A 19,728-nucleotide genomic window follows, 5' to 3' on the forward strand; every position below is an offset into this window, starting at 1 on the left:
AAACGGCAAAACTTGGGCTGATAATCTGTAGTAAGCATATTTTCATTTTTGATATTTACATTAATAGTTTAGGCTTACAAATTAGCATTTGGTCTTCGTTGTTCTTACAACCCCTTCATAAATAAAAAGGAGGCTTGATAGACCCCTTGGTTTCACAGTAGAGTACTTTCGCTCTCGCGTTGTTTCACCTTAGAGCCGAACTTAGACATTAAATTCAAAATTCGGCGGCCGAATTGTAATCTGAATTGAATTAATATGACCAATTTATTGCCCTCTTCACCCTTAGCTTCAAAAAAATATCGCTCAATTGTTGTACTAACCGGTGCGGGAATTTCTGCTGAGTCGGGTATTAAAACTTTTCGCGCTGCGGACGGACTATGGGAAAACCATCGCATTGATGACGTTGCGACACCGGAAGCTTTTGCTAGAAACCCCGAGCTGGTGCAGCGTTTTTATAATCAACGCAGACAACAGCTACTCGACGGCATTACACCGAATCTTGCTCATCGTGCGCTAGCAGATTTTGCTCAACGACATGAGGGTGAATTCACATTAATTACTCAGAATATAGACGATCTCCACGAAAAAGCCGGAAGTTCCGTAATCCATATGCACGGCGAATTACTAAAATCCCGCTGTCTGAAATCCGGAAAAGTTCAAACCTGTGAAGAAGACATTCTCGTTGACTCCGTTTGTCTCTGTTGCAAACAGCCAGGAACTTTAAGACCGCATATTGTATGGTTTGGTGAAATGCCTCTGTATATGAACGACATTCAGCATGCTCTTGAGGCCTGCGACCTTTTTGTCGCCATAGGTACTTCAGGGAATGTTTACCCTGCCGCTGGCTTTTTTCAGCTAGCCAAAGCAGCTGGGGCGGATACATTAGAGTTGAATCTAGAAGCTTCTGTAAATGGTAGTGCCTTTGATTATTGCTTACAGGGTCCCGCCTCATCACTCGTTCCGGCGATTTTCCAAACTATTAATACCTAATTAGGCTCACCACACCCTTGTTTGGCAAAAAAGAATTTTTGACATCACAAGTCGCTATACCCTACCCTTTTCACCTGTGTGCCATGACTCTATCTTAGGGAATACAATTTTGTGTTAATATCCACGGATTCGGGTCTTTTTTAAAAGTTTAAGTCAATAAAAGTACTAGGTAGTTTACTTATGTCAGAAAGCCCGCTAAAAATAATCCCCACCTGTCATGCCACGCCAAATGTTTCTTGCTCACAGTGCCGACTTGCTTCTATTTGTTTACCGATCAGTTTACACGTCGAAGAAATCGATCAAGTCGACAGTATCATTCAGCGCGGACGCCCCTTACATAAAGGGGATTATTTATACCGAATGGAAGATGAGTTCCATTCGGTATATGCGGTCAGATCAGGGACCATAAAAACCGTTGCCATTACCAATAGCGGTCAGGAACAAGTTACCGGTTTTTACCTGCCGGGCGAAATTCTCGGTTTGGACGGCGTTGGCAACGGGAATCACTCGAATTCCGCTATTGCCCTCGAAACCTCGGCGGTTTGTGAAATACCCTTTAACAAAATGGAAGAATTGGGCAAGCAAGTTCCCAATTTAAATCGTCATTTATTTCGCTTGATGGGAAAAGAAATCACCGCTGACCAGCAGCTGATTACCTTGCTCAGTAAAAACAATGCGGAAGAAAGGGTTGCAACATTACTACTCAGCATTTCTAGTCGAAACGGTCAACGCAAGCTGTCTTTAACGAGCTTCCGCTTACCCATGTCTCGAGCAGATATCGGTAACTATCTTGGTTTGACGGTAGAAACAGTCAGCCGAACGCTAAGTCGCTTTCAAAAAGAAGGCTTAATCGTCGCCGATAAAAAAGATATTCAGATAGTTGACCTAAATGCCCTTCGTAAGATTGCAGATATCAGCTTATTTGATGTCGCTTAAACTATCCTCGGCTTGTCCTTAAAAAATCATCGCCCGACTTTTTCTCTTGACCAAATTAAATACCCTCGCCTCCGCTGCAATTAGGTGAAAAACGCCCAATTAAAAATTCACGAAGAAGTTCCTATGACAACTAAACTCGCTCAGGTTATCGAAGATATCGACGCCGTTAATCAACAAGACCCAAACAAAATTATCGTTTCCGGCAGCCCCTCCTCCAAAGAACTACTGTATTCTCGCCGCATGAGCGAGCGGCTATCTGAGTTTGAGCCTAAAGCTTCTGAACACTTGAGTATTGCAGCACATGGTCAACATATCGCACGCTGGAAAATCCCTCGTTCGTCCTATGAAAAGACTCGAGCAGGTTACCTTAAATGGAGAAAAGATCTCGGGGTGTATCATGGCGAACAACTCGCATTGATCATGGCAGCACGAGACTACTCCAACGCCGATATTGAGAGAGTAAAAAAAATAGTTGGCAAAAAGGGGATTAAATCGGACCCAGAAATTCAAACCCTAGAAGATGTTATTTGTTTGGTTTTTATCGAACACTATCTCGAGGCTTTCGCTCTAGAACATGAAAAAGAGAAAATAATCGATATTATTCGCAAGACCTGGACGAAAATGTCAGATCGAGGCCAGCAAGCAGCACTTAAAATCTCGTTGCCGGATCAACTAAACTTGCTAGTTGGTCAGGCGTTAAATTGATCAAAACGAACAAAATCACCGCACCGGCTCCGATTTCTCCAAACAATATGTAATGGGAAATCACCGAGTTTAAGCTCATTCAAATCTCATATAGCGAGCCGCCAATCGTTCGATTTGCGAGCAATTTTTTACCGCAATCCGACACCAAATCGGATAAATACCCGCCAAAGCGATCAAATATCGCCCAAATAGATGCTTTACATTCCGCTTAACAGTTCTCTACGAAACTCCATTCTTATAACCGAAAGCATGGGATGCCTCAGTAGATATGCCGAAATTTTGGTCAAATGTGGTATAAAAACGACCGTTTAAGAATATTTTGTTAAGACTAAAGTATTAGCGTTGACTTGTTTTTCACCTGTGATATACATCACGTCACATATGCGAATTACTTTTAATACCCATTCAGTTTTATAGGACATGACAATGAAAAAGTTAATCGGCCTTTTAGTTTTATTTGGAGTCGCACTCCCCGCTCTAGGCTGCGACGAAGCTTGTTTGAAAAACCGAGCATCTGCCACGCACAACATTGAGTTTCCTGGTTACCTAACTTGGAAATTCTGTGAAGACACTAAGGCGTCTTTCATGGAAGGTGACATCCCTAGCCTTCAGAATTACCGCAACAAGCGTCTAAACATCAAGCACAAGAACCGAATGAAGAATATCCAGTCTTTCGTAGAACAGCGCAAAGAGTGGCTCCAAGAGTGCGACAAGTACATGCAGCTGACAGACCATGGCCGCATCTTCAAAGACAGCAAAACGACTGGAGAAGTATTCGAGTCAATGGACGCAGTCTCTAAAGAGCTTGCTTCGCTAATCCAAGGCGCTACTTATGTTTCTGCGGAAGGTGGATCTGATAATGAAGTTGTGGCGAGTAAGTTTGATCAGCTGTTCAAATTAGTTGATGACCACAAGACTATGATGATGATCAAAGGTCAATTTGTAACCAACTGATAGCTGGCTTTATCGTGAGGATTGCCGATTGGGAATACTCAAGCTGACTGGAAATTATTCGTATGATCACGCCACAGCGCTTTTTGTAAGCTGGGCGACTATAAAACAGGCCCTTGATGACCTCATCAAGGGCTTTTTTTTAAACAATATTTAGCTTTTTTGACTTCCGCCCTGACAATCTGGTGACGCAGGGACAAATTGAGGAGAGTCTTGCCACTCTTGAGGAGAGTATGTGTGGAGAGCTAGCGCATGAACGCCTCCAGCAAGCTGGTTCTCTAGTAGTTTATAGATCATCTGATGGCGCTGTACCTGACGCAAGCTTTCAAACGCTTCAGAGACTAAAGCAATCTTAAAATGCGACTCCGACCCAGGTGGTACGTTGTGTTTATCGCTTTCATTCTCTATTGATAGATACTCTGGACTCAGGGCGTTACTCAAGATGGATTCTATTTCTTGCTGTATGACCATATTGCCCTCTAGGGTTTTATTGATACCGACGTTAAAAAAGCAAATTATAAAGTAATAATCCGAGAAACGAGTGAGAAGCCACAATTCTTCTTAGGAATAGTGATTTTAATGGATTTGTTAACTAAAATACTTGGCATAAAGTACCGAGATCAGTTTTTGAAACTGCTCAGTCTGAAAACTGGGTGGCAAAAATAGCGAAGAACTTGATTACGGCCAAAATTAATAATAGGTAAGTTAATGAAAAAGCCCAGTGTATTTGTAGACCGTCGAAACGGCGATCGTCGCACCGATCCTGACCCTTGCCAAAAGATGCCTATCGATCTCTATCATCGAAAAAGACGAAAGGCTTCTGAACGTCGAGGCGATGGCAAAACCTTGGTTGATGATTATTATGCGGTAACTGACAATTCAGACGCACGAGATGGACCACGTACTATCGACTAATTACAATCGATTAAAAATTTCTTTGGCTGACTAGTTGATCTAATTTACACAATTCATGGGCTGGTTAAAACGCTGGCCAAAAACCTCTACTCTGTATTTTTGTTTAAAACCCCAACATTTTCCCACGCCATAATCCATTTAAAAAATAGCAATATAAATAAAATAAGAGGTATTCCCTGAGTGCCTATGATCGTTTCCAAATATTTATTTTCTAAAAGCTCGAAGCTAGTCAAAAACGCTAAGCTAATTCTAGGTACCTCATTAGTTTTGCTTTCCTCTTTCGCTGCGAACGCTCAAGATAATGAATGGGAATTAAAACGAGAGAAAGATGGCGTTAGCTTATATTTGCGAGACTACCCCAACTCAAGCATTCCCGAATTCAAAGGGGTAATTACAGTTGAGTCCTCCATGGCGAGCATCGTTTCGCTATTACTTGACATAGAATCCTGCCCAGAGTGGGTTCATCAATGTGGTGAATCGTTCCCTATCGAAGTGATTAGTCCCAAAGAACAATATGTCTACCAAATTAACAAACTGCCCTTTGTACGAGACAGAGATATCATACTGCGTGCGACTCTTGAGTACCTTGATCATGCCAAACTAATCACCATACAGATGGATTCGGAAGCCGATTATTGCAACGACAAAAATATTGAAGCCTGCAACAAAATAGATCGCGGAAAATATGTTCGCGTCAGGGAGTCAAGTGGAAATTATCAACTCCAACAACTGAATGCTCAGAAAATAAAAATAACTTGGCGACAACACATCGATCCCGGTGGCCGACTACCTAACTGGTTGATCAGAAGTCAAATTGCAGACTTCCCGATACACACACTTAAAAACCTAAAAAAAATGATCGAAAAAGAAAAATATCAAAATAAAAACATTGTCATTGAAAATCGCTACCTTAACCTAGTTGAAAAAAACAAATCATAAAAATTAATTTTCTACCTCGGTAATGACCAAGTTGAGTCCAATTAAAAATTTCGTCCAGCTCATTAATACAAGTAAGAATACACTTGTATTTACAGGGGCGGGAATTAGCACGGAATCAGGCATTCCGGACTTTAGGAGTCCTGGCGGTGTATGGGACAAGTACCAGCCAATTGACTTTGCTGATTTTATTTCTTCCGAAGAACTGCGCCGCGAATCTTGGCGACGAAAAATAGCAACAGATAAAGTTATTTCGAATGCCAAACCAAACGATGGCCATCTAGCCTTAACGGCGCTTTATAAAGCCGGAAAAATATCAAAAGTAATCACCCAGAATATTGATAACTTACATCAAGATTCCGGGATCCCAGAAAGTTCTATCATAGAATTGCACGGAAATAGTAGCTACGCAAAATGTCTCGATTGCGGGATTCGTTATGAATTGGCGGATATTTTTAGAAATTTTACAGATAAAGAACAGTTGCCAACCTGCGTTTCGTGTAAAGGAATCATTAAAACTGCGACAATTTCTTTTGGCCAGGCAATGCCTGTAGAAGAAATGCGTCAAGCTGAAAAAGCGACTCTAGCGTGCGATTTGTTTGTCGCCATTGGCTCTTCGCTTTCGGTTTATCCCGCTGCCGGGTTTCCGCAACTAGCGTTAAGAAACGCAGCGAAGCTCATTATTATCAACCGTGATCCAACCCCGCTAGATGAAATCGCTACTCTCGTGTTAAACGAGGAGATTGGTGCAACGCTAAGCGAAACTTTAGCGTTGCTAGAACTTTAATCGATGATCGCTTGCGATGCCAATACCTGCATATCGGCGCGAATGCTAATATGATCAAAAGGCCGGACTTGCGTGAGCACCATTCCGAATAATTGTTCAACAGGGTCATTCCACCAATGAGTGCAATACATTCCGCCCCAAGAATAAGTACCTTTACCAACAATCGTGTGCGCCGCTGCAGGATCAACCAGCACGGAAAAACCTAAACCAAAACCATAGCCTGGCCCCATTAATGTAATGTTTTTATTACCAGTATGATTTTGTAGCATTAATGCGAGTGTCGTTCTGCTTATCAATCGAGTCGATCCAAGCTGGCCGCCCTGTCTCAACAATTCCGCAAATTTAAAATAATCCGCAGCAGTTGAAACCAAACCACCTGAACCGATATAAAACTCACTACTTTGATTTAAGAAAAAACTTTTTTCAGTATTGGTATCTTCTACTGTAATTTTCTTGTTCTCATCGGGTTTATAACTCGCCGCAAATCGAGATTGTTTTTCCATAGGCAAGAAAAAATGGCTGTCAGTCATACCTAGAGGATCAAATATCCGTGCTTGCAAAAAGTCTTTTAGATTCTGACCAGAAATAACCTCGATTAAATGGCCGACAATGCACGTCGCGCGAGAATACTCCCACACCTTACCAGGCTCGTTATTCAAAGGTACTTTTGCCAATCGCGCGACGAAATCACCTAGCACACCAGAACGATCAAGTGGTCGCGCTATATCGATATACTCCTTACACTCTTTATCGCCCAATTCATAAGGAAAACCTGCGGTATGGGTTAATACATGACGTATATTTATTTGGCGTTTAGCAGAAACTTTTTTCCTGCCGCCCTGACCGTCATCAACATTAACTTGCATTGCACTAAAGTCTGGCAAAAATTTAGCTAGTGGGTCATTGAGTTGAAACTTACCTTCTTCGTATAACATCATCAAAGCTAGTGATACTATCGGTTTTGTCATCGATGCAATTCGAAACAAGCTATCTTTTTCCATTGGATTTTTCGCATCGGGGTCTAAATAACCAAGGCTATCGAAATGAACGACTTTACCGTGCCGGGCTACCATCGTTACCGCCCCGGGAATAAGCCCATTATCAACATAGGACTGCATAACGGGTGCAATACGCAATAGACGTTCACTGGAAATACCAACAGCTTCGGGTTCTGCGAAAGGAAGATCAAATTTCTCATCGAATGACATAAAATTACTACCGTATATTTTTCTAATTTTTTAATGATAAATTAATAGAACGTTTCTGGATTTATAATTAGTGACTCGTCGTGCTCGAAGCAACCTTATCCATAACGGCAAACAACACACCGGACACGACAAAAGCCATATGAATGATAACCTTCCACATCAAAACAGTAATCTGGCCATCAGTTGGTTCATTAGGAATATTCACAAATGTTTTCAAAAGTTCGATGGCAGAAATCGCGACAATTGCGCCAATAACCTTCAATTTCAGACCACTAAAATCAACTTTACCCATCCAATCTGGTTTATCTTCATGACCGGTGACATCAATTTTAGAAACGAAAATCTCATAACCACTAAAAATTATCATTAACAGTAGACTACCCACCAATGAGAGATCCACCAAGGTCAAAATATGTATAACCACCTCGGCCTCTTTTAAATCGAAAATATGCAAAATGAGATGGTTCAAGTCTTGAACAAACTTAACTAGAAGTAGGACGATACTGATAATGAGCCCGAGATAAAAAGGCGCCAACAACCATCGGCTATTAAAAATTGCTGCTTCTAAGGTTTTTTCAACGGGGTTTGGCATCAACTGCTCCTATAGGAAAATATAGATAATCTGAATAAATGATAAATGAGCGCCATTGTAGCGGAATATCCAAGCACAACGAAAGGTTTAGCAACACATCAGATTGATCCCTCACTCTCTTAGTGCTACCTTTTCCGCTTCCACCAAACTGATTAAGAGGCTAACGATGAAAACAAATTTCCTCAAATATTGCTTACTATTCACAGCCTTTTTCTTTGTGACTTCGGCTTATTCAGCGGAAACTGCACACTTTCATCACGTTCGTTTAAATGTCCAAGATCGCGCAGCCACTCAAGAATTTTATCAAAAAGTGTTTGGTGCAATACCGATAAACTTTAACGACAAGACCCCTGGACTTTTTACCGAACGCTCTTTTATCTTAATGAACCAAGTTAACACGATGCCAAAAAGTAATCTTAAAACCTCAATATGGCACATCGGCTGGGGTGGTATTGACGGACCAAATGAATTTGAATGGTGGAAAAATCAAGGTGTCAATTTTTATAAACCCTTAACCGAACTCGGCAACAATCATTATATGTACATGTACGGTGTCAATAGAGAAATTATCGAAATCTATACCGGAGGCAAACACCATCGTTTCAATCACGTTCATATTCTCGCGACGGATACAAACAAGACTACGGATTGGTTAATGAAAGCTCTCAATTTACCTGAGAGTGCAAACCGGAGCCTTCGGGTTGGCAATATCATCACTATCGACAATGTACAAATTATCGTTTACCCAAGCAGCGATGATCGATATCGACCAGAGGAACAAGGTGATGTTATTGAAAACACAGATGATAGTGGAATAGCGCACATCGCATTTTCTTATCGTGAAATTGAGGCGGCTTTCAAAAGAATAAGTGAGCTAGAATTTGAAATTGTTGAACCAATAAAGATTAGCGAACTTCACGGCCTAAGAAGTTTTTTTGCACGCGCTACCGACGGCATATTGGTGGAATTCGTAGAGGCCAAACCAATTCCAGAAGGCATTTGGGAATAGTGATAAGAACCGTATTAGGGTAAAAAATATCTCGCCATTAAAAATGGCTGCAGCAGAACCTATTCAATCGCGCAAGTTCAATAAGATATTTTGAACATGTTAGTTCTTGCACTCGTTTCCTAAGTAACCGCCTCCCCCACAATAACTCGCGTCTTGCAATTGAATTCTCAAGCCATCAGGATCGGTAAAATATAATTCTGGCGTCCCACCTTCGGCACCACCGCGTTCCGGCATTCGTAAACTCACATAGTGAGATAATGGTGGTACGACACCATTGCCACTGCCTACAAATTTTAAACCCTTACTATTTAATATCGATTGTATTTTCTCAACATCAAAATTTTCAACCGCCAAACTGACATGATGAATATTCGCTGCTGCGGCAGGCGCACCTTGCTGCGCTCCGCCAACGAACATAAGAAATTGGTAGCCATCGCCTACACCAAGGGTAGGAAAATTTCCTTGGAACATATGATTTTCAATTCCCAAAAGGCTTCGATAAAAAGCATTCGCTCGCTCGAAGTTTGCAACAAAGGTCGTGAAATGATTAATACCTAGCAGAGACATTGGCGCATTTTTATTGCTTTTATTTTCTAACTTGCAATCGCCAGGCATCTTACTGTGATCCACACAATAGTTTTCAGAGAGCAATTGAAATTGCACACCCTCGTAATCCGACAATGTAATTGCTTCTTGCTCGTCTGCGTCGACGTGCCAATAAGTCATCGCCGCTTTTAACCCAATGCGCATATCCGCAGAGTCCATTGATTCCTTCAACCCGCTCGCAGTTAATCGTTCCTCCATACTACGTATATCAAAATCATTTACGACGATGCCGATATAAGTGATTGCAGGAGCTTCGCCACGCTCCAGGGGCGAAAGAGACGCAAATTCCCCAGTATCTCCTAGCCCGAGATACACCGTAGTGCCCTCACGATATAAAACAGGAGCATCAAATAGAGATTGGTAAAAACTAAGTGAAGCTTCAACATCACTGACCTTCAAACCGAAACTATGGAACTTGTATTTCGAAGGTCGTTGTTGAACTTCTTGGGCGCTGAGCTGAAACGACAACAAACCAACGACTAGAATTGCAATAGTCGCCGCCATCAGTTTGGGGGAAATAAAATTCATAGTCTCTTCTCTTTGTGTTGTTAAGCAATTAGTTTGTTATTTTTTATTGGACGTCGTTTCATTCAGATACTCACCAAAAAATGAATTACCTTAATCTCCCAAAGTGGACTTACTTAGTTGCCAACGCCTCACCTTCACCATAAGAATCAACAAGCTGCACATAAACACCGTCATTGCCGGAAACAGTACCGTCGTTATCGAAATATTTTCTAAGGCAAGAATCGCAATTGCATTGCGGACGGCCATTATAACGAAGAATAGTAAACTTTCTGAATAAGGTAAGCTATAGGATTTTCGAAACGTAGGACCAAAACCCAGTGTATCTACAAATGTAAGTATCAGAACCGCAATCAAAGGGCTTTGTGCTAAATACCACAGAGGTAACGAGATTAATGCTACAGACAGAAACAACCAATCGATGACAGTCCGTGAAGTATCTGCCTTTTTCACGTAAGCCAACACAGCGACATAAAAAGCCACCATTCCCGAAACAGTTATCGGCCAAGCCCCTAAACCGCCACCATCGGCGAACTGAGCAAAACTGACAAGCAAGGTCGTTAACCCCCAAATAACCCAAGAAAACACATGAGGCTTACTTTTACCTTTTTGAATTGAAAGTATATAGGGAATATAAGCGACCAAAGTCAACACGATTGCCAAGCCGCTTAACAGCTCTTTAATCAACATAATTTTCTTCGCGAGTAAGGCATAATCATTCTGAAAGTGCTCAGCGTGCTGCACATAAATCTGTAGCATATCGACTGACCGAACAAAATCAAACAATGCTAAAGAAATTTTAAATTAATATTTAAATGGAACACTAAGCGAATTATCGATTATCAGTCACACCCACCCAATTTGGTAGTTCAAGAAGGATCCGTTGTGAGTACCAGTATTGAAAACGGTAAAGTAACGATTACAATCAGCGCTCTCTTGCCACCAAAAGCAAACTTATGCTTTGTATCCTTGCCCCCTCCTACTGTGTGAATAATAAATTCGCGAACTCAAACGCCGAAACAAGGGAATATTAGCCACGTAAGCCTTGATAGAATTTCAGAACAAACGGAACAAAAGCTTCAGACCAAACCAACTTCAGAAAGGTTCAGTGCACACTAAGTTAAATGAAAAGAGAGGATCACTCTGAAAATGAACTGGAATTCCTTAAATGGAATTCCATGCATTGAGTTTTTTAATTTTTGTTTTTGCCCGGTGCATCGTAACAGGCGTGATACCTAAATAGGAGGCGATATGGTAATCAGGTATTTGAAGTAAAGTGCTTTCTTGGCCGCCAACGAACTCCTGAAGACGTTCTTCTGCATTTTTGTACAACAATAGTCGCAATCGATCTTGGACTCGTTTATAGGATTTTTGCAGCAGACGATATAGATGTTTTTCGCCGTCGGGAAGCGCTAACACAAGCTGGAGAAATCGTTCGCTTTCGACCCTAAAGCAAGTGCCTGAAGTAATCATGGAAATCGAGGTCTTAGCATTCGAATCTTCGCGATAACTATTCACACATCCGATCAACGCTGGGCCATGATAAAAAGCGGAATTGATATCCCGCCCATCACTAAACAAACAATGCTCTCTTGCAACGCCAGACTCTAAAATATAGAAATATTCAATTGGCGAATTCTCGGTTTGCAATTTGTTGTACTTATAAACTCGGCTATGGCTAGCCACGCTCGCCACCTGTTGCCAAAAATCGGTACCCAGCAATTTTAAATCATCACACAAAATATCAAAAAAATCGTTCAGCTGAACGTTTGAATTGCCCATCACCTTACTGCTTCTCCTTTGAACACCCCGAGATCGACAAATTGATTAGTCAGGCAATGACTGACCAAATCCCCAGGCGTGGATAATAAACAAGCGATTACATCTGAGGTAAAGATCAAGATCGAACGCGACGAACGCGTCCTCGGTGGGAAATCTGCAACTTTAGATCTACGTATTTATTACTAGACTTAAATCACATTTTTAATCCCTTAAAAGCCGAGGTATAAACCCCAATACGGTTAACTTTACTTAACCTCTGAATAAGCTAAGTGAGTCTCACAGTTCGCAATTCCAATCAATTGCTTAACAATTGTTATTATTGAATTTTAACGCCTCTGCTATCTTCCCCGCCCCGACATTAACCCGTATAGCAATAGAGCGCCCCGCATCATTAAGAGCTCCCGCAATAGCAAACTATGAACATTTTAATCGCCGATCGTCAGACCTTATTTAGTGAAGGCTTACAAAGAATCATTCGAGAAAAATATAATCAAAGCAACGTAAAAAAAGTAGATTCTCTCGATCAGTTACTTGGTAGCTTAAAATACCAAGTACCTGAAATTATTTTCCTTAATGCCTATTTTATCGACCTGCATTTCGACGCAATTCGTCCATTGCTGGGAAAAACTCGCTACCCCGCTATTATCGCAATCTGTGACACCAACGATACTCAACTAAGACAAAATGCCGCAAGTGTCGGCGCAGTTACCGTACTCAACAAGTCGACTAACAGTGAAGAAATTTGGCAGGTTATTAATGATTGCCATCAACAGGCAATAGAAGAAAGGGAAATGCGACTAGTAAAGGGGAATAAATCCCCTAGTCTATTGACCAAGCGGCAACAAAGTATTCTGCAATTAATATCCAAGGGCATGACAAACAAAGAAGTGAGCTGCGCATTGAATTGCGCGGAATCTACGATCAAAACTCATTTAAATAATATTTATCGGACCCTAGGCGTTAAAAGCCGAACAGAAGCCTTGTACGCCATCTCTAAGAAAAGCTACGGTTATCGCAATGTTTCATGATCGGTTCATAATTCATTTCATTTAGTATATTATTTTTCGCTCGCGAGAAATGCACAGGTGTCATATTCAAATAACTTGCCACATGCGAAGAAGACACATTCTTTATCAGACTCGGGCAGCGCCTCATGATTTCACGTAAACGATCTTCGCTTGACGTACAATTCATTCTTAATACGTGCTCTCGTAACTGGATATAGTTGTCTCGAATAATCTCCGCATACCAACGACAAAGATCAGCATAGGTTCCAATTAATTCGTTAAATATTTTACATTCGATACGATATGCGACTACTTTTGTTGCGCTTGTAATTGAATAATCGCACGGGGCATTACTACAAAAAGAGTGAAAACTACCAGCCCCCGATGGGGCTATTTGAAAGTCCGAAGTAATATCTTTTCCATCAGCCCTCACCAAATGCTCTCGAACTATTCCTTCAAAAATAAAATATAGCCACCGAGAATGCTCTCCCTCTTTCTGTAACGATTGATTTTTATCAACACATATCCGCTCGGCGTAGTTACACAGTACCAATAAAGAGTCTTCTGAGACTTTTAACTTCTCATCACGATCAGAAAACAACTTTCTTAGGTTCTCAAAACAAGCAATTTGATCAACATTCACAGTTTTTATACTTCCCTAATATTATCGACATAATGGAGAGAGCCTGCGCGCTATTCAACAGACGTAAACACAACGTACGTTTGCAATTCATCTTGAATTACAGCTATCACGTTCCATAAGGCAAAAACAGTAACTGGCACACAATTGTCAAATGCCTGTGTATTTGTTTTTAGAGAAAGTAAAAAATAGTAGTTGGCTGTTAAGAGGACTAAGTCGTTTTAATCGGAGCGCTACAATATCCTTGTATCCGTTTTCATGCGATCACTAAACTGTAAAGTTTTATCGAGTAGAACTATTTTGAGAATAAAACTTCACTGTCAGTCAGCTTTACGGGCTGCGGCTATCAATCATTATTTTATCTAGAGTTTTTTGAGCACGCTTGGAGTCTTTAATATCTTTTTCTTCAAGCATTTCGCATTCATCTTGAATCATCTGAGAAATTAAAACGGGATATTGCTTACAGTCATCAGGACGATCGAAATAAATTTCGCAGATATATTTATTATCATCACTTTTTACCAACCAAGGGCAGCGCGTTAACTGAACTCCCGTAGTAGGATCCATCCAAATTTTTCCTTCCTTAACATATCGATAAACATGTGGGCGAAATATTTCCCAAAACTCCACTTCTTCGGCGGTTGCTGACAAACCACCGTTACTGTAGTTAATACAGCACTTCCCACACTGATTACAATTTTTCAAGATCTCAGGGTTTCCTATACATGCTGATCGATCAATATCATATTGCCGTCAGGATCGCTGATCATTAAACTCCCTGGCCCCTGGCTATTCTCGTCAACCTCTGTAGAAGGCTTTAATCCCTGAGCTTTAATATGTTTTTGAATGTCACGAACGTCGTCAAAACTATCGAGGTTTTTACAGTTCTGATCCCAGCCCGGGTTAAAAGTTAGCATGTTATTATCGAACATTCCCTGAAACAAACCCACGACAGAATCACCATTCTTCATGATCAGCCAATTCTGGTCTTCATCACCCCCAAAGACACTAAAACCTAGTGCTTCATAAAATGATTTCGATATTTGAAGGTTTTTTACGGCTAAACTTACTGAAAAATTTCCGAGCTCCATACAAATTCTCCCGCTAATGTTTTATTTTTATAAATCCGCTCTTATCGTGGGGCAATCTCCTCGATATCGTTATATTCATAAATCGTATCCAACACACCATCTCCGGTGGTATCCACCTCTGTTCGCACGAGAAGGAATGAATCAAATTCTTGGACCTTTACGAGTTTTTTAGTTTTTGGGTCAGAAAAACTACCTTTACTACGAATACCGAAAGTGTAATCCTCTCGATAATTTTTGAAACCATCCCCATTCGTGTCGGATTTTTTCCAAATGATATTGCCATAGTCGTAATATATTTCCGAATCGAAGGTGCCATTAAAATCTTGATCTAAGAGACCAGACTCTATCAAGCCTTGTCGGTCGAAATTAATTACCTCGTCTATTTCTCCATCGCGATTACGATCGAAGGTTACTTTACTGGGTCGGTAATTAACATAGGTCCATTGTTCGTCAAGTTTTCCATCGCCATCGTAGTCGATACCCTCTTCCGTTATCGGCGTATGATAGTAAACAACCATTACCAGCATCCCAAATAAAAAACTGGTAAGCACAGTCCCAATTTGTTTCCCTTGTTTTGTCGGTTGATCGATCTCCTGAGCCGGTTGCTTGGTATCCCATGCTTCTACAATAGATCGTCCCTCTATGTAGTCATTTTCGTCGATCATGACCCTGACAAAACCCGTAGCCTGAAGTTCGCCGACACCACCTTGCAAGTACTCCCCATCTATCCTCCCTCGCAAACCCGACTGCTCCAATAGGTTTAAGATCATATGGGCTTCTACTGCGTTTGCGGCTTCGTAAAGTAGTTTCATAAATTCATCATCCAACACATGAAAAGAAAGGAGGTATTTAGTTGAGATCACGACCAGATAAATTGACGGTCATTTCAGTGTCGCTAATCATCGCGGAAGGATGAGATTGGCAGAAACCGCAGTCACAGACACGAGGGATTAGATCCATTGTTAATTTTAGGACAAGCAATTTAATACGCCATTTTCCACAATTGCACACAGAGAAATAATTCATAAGTAAGCTCAACTCATTCGTTGATAACCTTAGAGAACCCTGTCATCACGGCTTAATCGATATTAAGAGTAAGATAAAGCGTATAAATGCGCTTCCACAACAACTCAACGCTCTTAGCACTGAATTATCCATTGTGATCAAGACCGCCAATTTCTAGATTCGACGCCTTCAATCTATCTCTCAAGGCTGATTTGCGCCGATTATTCTTAGATCGGGTCTCCTCAGCAAGCCTTTTATCAATCACAAAAACACTTCCGCGCGGCACCAATAAAAATCTTTTCATGTAAATGAGGGGATTAGGCGACAGTTCGCGCTTAGTGGAGTAATGGATCAGTTAATTAGTACGGAATAAGAAAACTACATTTGGAGGCGTGACATGAGGATACGACGAATACTGGCGCTAATGCTTATATGTGCTGGCCTAAGCGCGTGTGGAGGCGGCGGTGGAGGTGGCTCTGACGGAGTACCACCACCAGAAATTAAACGCGATTGGAATGATATGAATTGGGATGAAGGACGCTGGAACTAACTCCAGAGCTATACAACTTAAAAGGTGAATAACAATGTTAAACAATCAATTAAAAATAGTAACGACGGGTATTTTATTATTGTGCGGGCAACCTTTACTCGCGAGTGAATTAACTGTGCCCAATACTTTTGTCGCTGGCCAAGCTGCGGTGGCGGATGAAGTAAACGCTAATTTTACTGCTGTAAAAAGCGCAGTCGATGATAACAATTCTCGTATTACCGACCACGAAACTCGCATCAGCAATAACACCACCGAAATAAGCAATAATCAATCAATGTCGCAGATGAACGCCGATGCGATTGATACACTCACCAGCTCAAACGGAGTTGGTGCAAGCAGTGCCAACAATTCCTCCACTCTCAGCGCAACTGATACGGTGGTTCGCACGCTAACCATATTGCCACCAGCAGACGGACTATTAATCGTTAATGCCACCGCTTGGTTTAAGTGCACATCAACTGCCGCTTGCGTGGCGAGATGCTCGATTAATCCCGGTGGCACGACCATCGATACTACGCGATTCGCCATCAGTAGCGTTGCGTCTAATCAATATCAGACCATGGCAATAACCGGAAACCTACCGGCAACCACAGATACACCTATCGTATTGAATATGGTTTGCGATACTTTTGCCGGAGGCGGACAAGCCGGTGATGCAAGTATAACAGCGGCATTTAGCGCTAATGATCTAACTCAGTAACAACTAAATCAAAACCGTCGAAGAGAATGGATTGTTTTGTCGAAAGATAAATCACTCTATTCTCTTCAACAGTTGTCTTTATGAAAAATTGAATAGTACCTACGAATAACAATTTGCAGGACAAGCATCGAGACTAGGTAAACCATTCCAAAGTGGAAACCATAACCACGCAGTTAAAAAAATCGACATAGCTAAGCAAAGAAATTTTTATCAAAACAACATGTAGTCCAAGACTTTGAAAGCCATAAATAAAAAATCTTAAAGATAATATTGGCGCCCAAATCACGGGAATTAAATACCTGTAAAAAACGAAAAACTAAACATCGTATTGCTCGACAAATAAATATATCCTCCTAAATTCGCTACCTCCTCTGCATCCATGCATCCGCGGGGGGATTCACTAGCCTGCAAATCAGCACACAAAGTCTCTCGATTAGTTTTAACTATAACGGTGACCCTTTATTATCTATTTAACCTATGTCTAGAGACTGTGTAGAGTAGCCGCCAGAACGCATATCGCGATCCAATAACCTAAATTATGGAGAAGAATGCTATGAACACGAGTGATAACAATACCTCAGGTAAATGCCCGGTCATGCACGGATCACGCACCAAGGCAGGAGGCATCGGCACTAGCAACCAAGATTGGTGGCCGAATCAATTGAACCTCAAAATCCTTCACCAAAATTCAGCCGAAATGAATCCCATGGGAGAGGATTTCGACTACGCAAAAGAATTCAAAAAACTCGATTATAAAGCACTTAAAAAAGATCTCGCCGCGCTAATGACGGACTCTCAAGATTGGTGGCCAGCGGATTATGGTCACTACGGCCCATTCTTTATCCGCATGGCTTGGCACAGCGCAGGTACCTACCGGATGGGAGATGGCCGAGGTGGCGCAGGAGCAGGCGCACAACGTTTTGCTCCCCTCAACAGTTGGCCAGATAACGGCAACCTAGATAAAGCTCGACGATTGCTTTGGCCGATCAAACAAAAATACGGCAACAAAATATCCTGGGCAGATTTGATGATTTTAACGGGCAATGTTGCGCTCGAAACCATGGGCTTCAAAACCTTCGGATTTGCTGGAGGGCGAGCGGACATCTGGGAACCTGAAGAAGATATTTACTGGGGCGCTGAAGATGAGTGGTTAGCTACCAGCGACAAAAGCAATAGCCGATACTCCGGAGATCGTGATTTAGAAAATCCCTTGGCTGCCGTACAAATGGGTTTGATTTATGTGAATCCAGAGGGACCAGACGGCAATCCCGATCCATTGGCTTCGGCTCGGGATATTCGTGAAACCTTCGCAAGAATGGCAATGAACGATTACGAAACAGTTGCACTGACAGCGGGTGGTCACACCTTCGGTAAAGCTCACGGAGCAGGTGATGCTGCTAATGTCGGGCCGGATCCGGAAGCAGCACCTATCGAAGAAATGGGTTTCGGCTGGATGAACAAATATGGCAGTGGTAAGGGTGCAGACACAATCACCAGCGGCCTCGAAGGCGCATGGACACCAACGCCTACCCAGTGGGACATGAGTTATTTCGATGTTTTATTTGGCTATGATTGGGAGCTCAGCAAAAGCCCTGCTGGTGCACACCAATGGCGAGCAAAAAATCTTGCAGAAAAAGATACAGCGCCCAATGCTGAGGATGCCTCAAAACGCGAAACGCTAATGATGTCTACTGCGGATATGGCAATGCGAGAAGATCCTGAATACCGAAAAATTTCTAAACATTTCCATGAAAACCCACAAGAGTTTGCCGATGCTTTTGCGCGCGCATGGTACAAATTGACACATCGCGACATGGGCCCCGTCGCTCGCTACCTCGGCCCAGAAGTCCCCGCAGAAGAACTCATTTGGCAAGATCCATTGCCGTCTGCTGATCATAAGCTACCTAGTAAAAAGGATTTTACTGAATTAAAAACTAAGATTTTAGAAGCCAAATTAAAAGTATCTGAACTCGTTGCAACCGCATGGGCCTCTGCTTCGATTTTTCGCGGTTCGGACATGCGCGGTGGAGCAAACGGTGCTCGAATTCGTTTGGCGCCACAAAAAGATTGGCAAGTAAATCAGCCCAAGCAATTAGCGAAAGTACTGAAAAAACTTGCAATCATTCAACAAGATTTTAATACCGGTAACAAGCAGGTTTCACTCGCCGATTTAATTGTCTTGGGCGGTTGCGCGGCTATCGAAAAAGCAGCAAACGACGCAGGACACGCGATAAAAGTTCCGTTTACGCCAGGTCGCACAGACGCAACACAAGAACAAACGGATATTGAGTCCTTCGAACCATTAGAACCTGCCGCAGATGGCTTTCGTAATTATCGCCGAACTAAGTTCACCGTATCGGATGAAGAAATGTTGGTAGACAAAGCACAACTACTAACACTTACAGCGCCGGAAATGACGGTTTTAATCGGCGGCTTGCGAGCAGTAAATATTAACTATGACGGCGTAAAACACGGAGTGTTTACCAAACGCCCCGGCAAGCTCACCAACGACTTTTTCGTTAACCTACTCGACATGAATACTGAGTGGAAGCCTAGCGAGGGTGAAGAAGATATATTCGAAGGAAGAGATCGCAATACCGGAAAAGTAAAATGGACCGCTACCCGCGTCGACTTAATATTTGGTTCTAACTCACAGCTACGAGCGATAGCCGAGGTGTACGCGCAAACCGATTCCAAAAAACGTTTCGTAAATGACTTTGTCACCGCCTGGAATAAAGTCATGAATGCGGATCGCTTCGACATTCAGTAATGTATTGGGGTTATCGGGCCAGA

General features: G+C 42.0%; 22 protein-coding genes. 12 read left to right on the top strand and 10 right to left on the bottom strand.

Annotated features, from left to right (window positions below; translation table 11 throughout):
- Window positions 1–255 precede the first annotated feature (255 nt).
- The 4 genes from cobB (at window position 256) to ACYUCY_RS08760 (ending at window position 3,585) form a co-directional block, all read left to right on the top strand.
- Window positions 256–990, top strand: a complete 735-nt coding sequence (gene cobB / locus ACYUCY_RS08745; RefSeq protein WP_460226086.1) for a Sir2 family NAD+-dependent deacetylase — start codon at window positions 256–258, stop codon at window positions 988–990.
- Window positions 991–1,170: 180 nt separating this feature from the next.
- On the top strand, window positions 1,171–1,926 hold the full coding sequence (gene fnr / locus ACYUCY_RS08750; RefSeq protein WP_460226087.1) for a fumarate/nitrate reduction transcriptional regulator Fnr: 756 nt from the start codon (window positions 1,171–1,173) through the stop codon (window positions 1,924–1,926).
- Between the two features lie 123 nt (window positions 1,927–2,049).
- A complete protein-coding gene (locus ACYUCY_RS08755; RefSeq protein ID WP_460226088.1) occupies window positions 2,050–2,631 on the top strand; it encodes a DUF4202 domain-containing protein in 582 nt (193 codons plus the stop codon).
- A 426-nt stretch (window positions 2,632–3,057) separates the two neighbouring features.
- Window positions 3,058–3,585: a hypothetical protein gene (locus ACYUCY_RS08760; protein WP_460226089.1), complete on the top strand. Its 528-nt coding sequence runs from the start codon at window positions 3,058–3,060 to the stop codon at window positions 3,583–3,585.
- 150 nt (window positions 3,586–3,735) lie between these two features.
- Here ACYUCY_RS08760 and ACYUCY_RS08765 read toward each other — a convergent pair whose 3' ends face one another.
- Complete coding sequence (locus tag ACYUCY_RS08765; RefSeq protein ID WP_460226090.1) at window positions 3,736–4,053, bottom strand: BolA family protein; 318 nt, start codon at window positions 4,051–4,053, stop codon at window positions 3,736–3,738.
- Window positions 4,054–4,290: 237 nt separating this feature from the next.
- Here ACYUCY_RS08765 and ACYUCY_RS08770 point away from each other — a divergent pair, with 237 nt between their 5' ends.
- The 3 genes from ACYUCY_RS08770 to ACYUCY_RS08780 all read left to right on the top strand — a co-directional run bounded on the left by ACYUCY_RS08770 (window position 4,291) and on the right by ACYUCY_RS08780 (window position 6,220).
- Window positions 4,291–4,497, top strand: a complete 207-nt coding sequence (locus ACYUCY_RS08770; RefSeq protein ID WP_460226091.1) for a hypothetical protein — start codon at window positions 4,291–4,293, stop codon at window positions 4,495–4,497.
- A 186-nt stretch (window positions 4,498–4,683) separates the two neighbouring features.
- Window positions 4,684–5,436, top strand: a complete 753-nt coding sequence (locus ACYUCY_RS08775; RefSeq protein ID WP_460226232.1) for an START domain-containing protein — start codon at window positions 4,684–4,686, stop codon at window positions 5,434–5,436.
- Between the two features lie 31 nt (window positions 5,437–5,467).
- Window positions 5,468–6,220 carry an SIR2 family NAD-dependent protein deacylase gene (locus ACYUCY_RS08780; RefSeq protein WP_460226092.1) on the top strand — a complete coding sequence of 251 codons (753 nt, stop codon included), beginning with the start codon at window positions 5,468–5,470 and terminating at the stop codon, window positions 6,218–6,220.
- On the opposite strand, the gene ACYUCY_RS08785 is transcribed toward ACYUCY_RS08780, so the two are convergent.
- A complete protein-coding gene (locus ACYUCY_RS08785; RefSeq protein ID WP_460226093.1) occupies window positions 6,217–7,428 on the bottom strand; it encodes a serine hydrolase domain-containing protein in 1,212 nt (403 codons plus the stop codon). The two genes, ACYUCY_RS08780 and ACYUCY_RS08785, sit on opposite strands and share 4 nt — an antisense overlap.
- A gap of 67 nt (window positions 7,429–7,495) precedes the next feature.
- On the bottom strand, window positions 7,496–8,020 hold the full coding sequence (locus ACYUCY_RS08790; RefSeq protein ID WP_460226094.1) for a TIGR00645 family protein: 525 nt from the start codon (window positions 8,018–8,020) through the stop codon (window positions 7,496–7,498).
- Window positions 8,021–8,186: 166 nt separating this feature from the next.
- Between ACYUCY_RS08790 and ACYUCY_RS08795 the strand changes: the two genes are divergently transcribed.
- Window positions 8,187–9,029 carry a VOC family protein gene (locus ACYUCY_RS08795; RefSeq protein ID WP_460226095.1) on the top strand — a complete coding sequence of 281 codons (843 nt, stop codon included), beginning with the start codon at window positions 8,187–8,189 and terminating at the stop codon, window positions 9,027–9,029.
- 99 nt (window positions 9,030–9,128) lie between these two features.
- Here ACYUCY_RS08795 and ACYUCY_RS08800 read toward each other — a convergent pair whose 3' ends face one another.
- The 3 genes from ACYUCY_RS08800 to ACYUCY_RS08810 all read right to left on the bottom strand — a co-directional run bounded on the left by ACYUCY_RS08800 (window position 9,129) and on the right by ACYUCY_RS08810 (window position 11,945).
- The gene (locus ACYUCY_RS08800) at window positions 9,129–10,163 is read right to left on the bottom strand and encodes a VOC family protein (RefSeq protein WP_460226096.1); all 1,035 of its coding nucleotides are present in this window, start codon (window positions 10,161–10,163) and stop codon (window positions 9,129–9,131) included.
- 90 nt (window positions 10,164–10,253) lie between these two features.
- Complete coding sequence (locus tag ACYUCY_RS08805) at window positions 10,254–10,919, bottom strand: hypothetical protein (protein WP_460226097.1); 666 nt, start codon at window positions 10,917–10,919, stop codon at window positions 10,254–10,256.
- Between the two features lie 405 nt (window positions 10,920–11,324).
- Window positions 11,325–11,945, bottom strand: a complete 621-nt coding sequence (locus ACYUCY_RS08810) for a Crp/Fnr family transcriptional regulator (RefSeq protein WP_460226098.1) — start codon at window positions 11,943–11,945, stop codon at window positions 11,325–11,327.
- Window positions 11,946–12,358: 413 nt separating this feature from the next.
- Here ACYUCY_RS08810 and ACYUCY_RS08815 point away from each other — a divergent pair, with 413 nt between their 5' ends.
- Complete coding sequence (locus tag ACYUCY_RS08815; RefSeq protein WP_460226099.1) at window positions 12,359–12,970, top strand: LuxR C-terminal-related transcriptional regulator; 612 nt, start codon at window positions 12,359–12,361, stop codon at window positions 12,968–12,970.
- Here ACYUCY_RS08815 and ACYUCY_RS08820 read toward each other — a convergent pair.
- From ACYUCY_RS08820 to ACYUCY_RS08835, 4 genes are all read right to left on the bottom strand, one after another.
- On the bottom strand, window positions 12,936–13,592 hold the full coding sequence (locus ACYUCY_RS08820; RefSeq protein ID WP_460226100.1) for a Crp/Fnr family transcriptional regulator: 657 nt from the start codon (window positions 13,590–13,592) through the stop codon (window positions 12,936–12,938). The genes ACYUCY_RS08815 and ACYUCY_RS08820 overlap by 35 nt on opposite strands.
- A 327-nt stretch (window positions 13,593–13,919) precedes the next feature.
- A complete protein-coding gene (locus tag ACYUCY_RS08825; protein WP_460226101.1) occupies window positions 13,920–14,294 on the bottom strand; it encodes a YkgJ family cysteine cluster protein in 375 nt (124 codons plus the stop codon).
- Between the two features lie 14 nt (window positions 14,295–14,308).
- The gene (locus ACYUCY_RS08830) at window positions 14,309–14,680 is read right to left on the bottom strand and encodes a VOC family protein (RefSeq protein ID WP_460226102.1); all 372 of its coding nucleotides are present in this window, start codon (window positions 14,678–14,680) and stop codon (window positions 14,309–14,311) included.
- Window positions 14,681–14,721: 41 nt separating this feature from the next.
- Entirely contained in the window at window positions 14,722–15,492 is a 771-nt protein-coding gene (locus ACYUCY_RS08835) for a putative signal transducing protein (RefSeq protein WP_460226103.1), read from the bottom strand.
- A gap of 590 nt (window positions 15,493–16,082) precedes the next feature.
- On the opposite strand from ACYUCY_RS08835, the gene ACYUCY_RS08840 reads away from it, so the two are divergent.
- The 3 genes from ACYUCY_RS08840 (at window position 16,083) to katG (ending at window position 19,705) form a co-directional block, all read left to right on the top strand.
- Window positions 16,083–16,235, top strand: coding sequence for a hypothetical protein (locus ACYUCY_RS08840; protein ID WP_460226104.1), 153 nt, complete (start codon window positions 16,083–16,085; stop codon window positions 16,233–16,235).
- A gap of 34 nt (window positions 16,236–16,269) precedes the next feature.
- Window positions 16,270–16,935 carry a hypothetical protein gene (locus ACYUCY_RS08845; RefSeq protein WP_460226105.1) on the top strand — a complete coding sequence of 222 codons (666 nt, stop codon included), beginning with the start codon at window positions 16,270–16,272 and terminating at the stop codon, window positions 16,933–16,935.
- Window positions 16,936–17,488: 553 nt separating this feature from the next.
- A complete protein-coding gene (katG, locus tag ACYUCY_RS08850; protein WP_460226106.1) occupies window positions 17,489–19,705 on the top strand; it encodes a catalase/peroxidase HPI in 2,217 nt (738 codons plus the stop codon).
- Window positions 19,706–19,728 lie beyond the last annotated feature (23 nt).

This window comes from Aurantivibrio infirmus, from assembly GCF_054767315.1.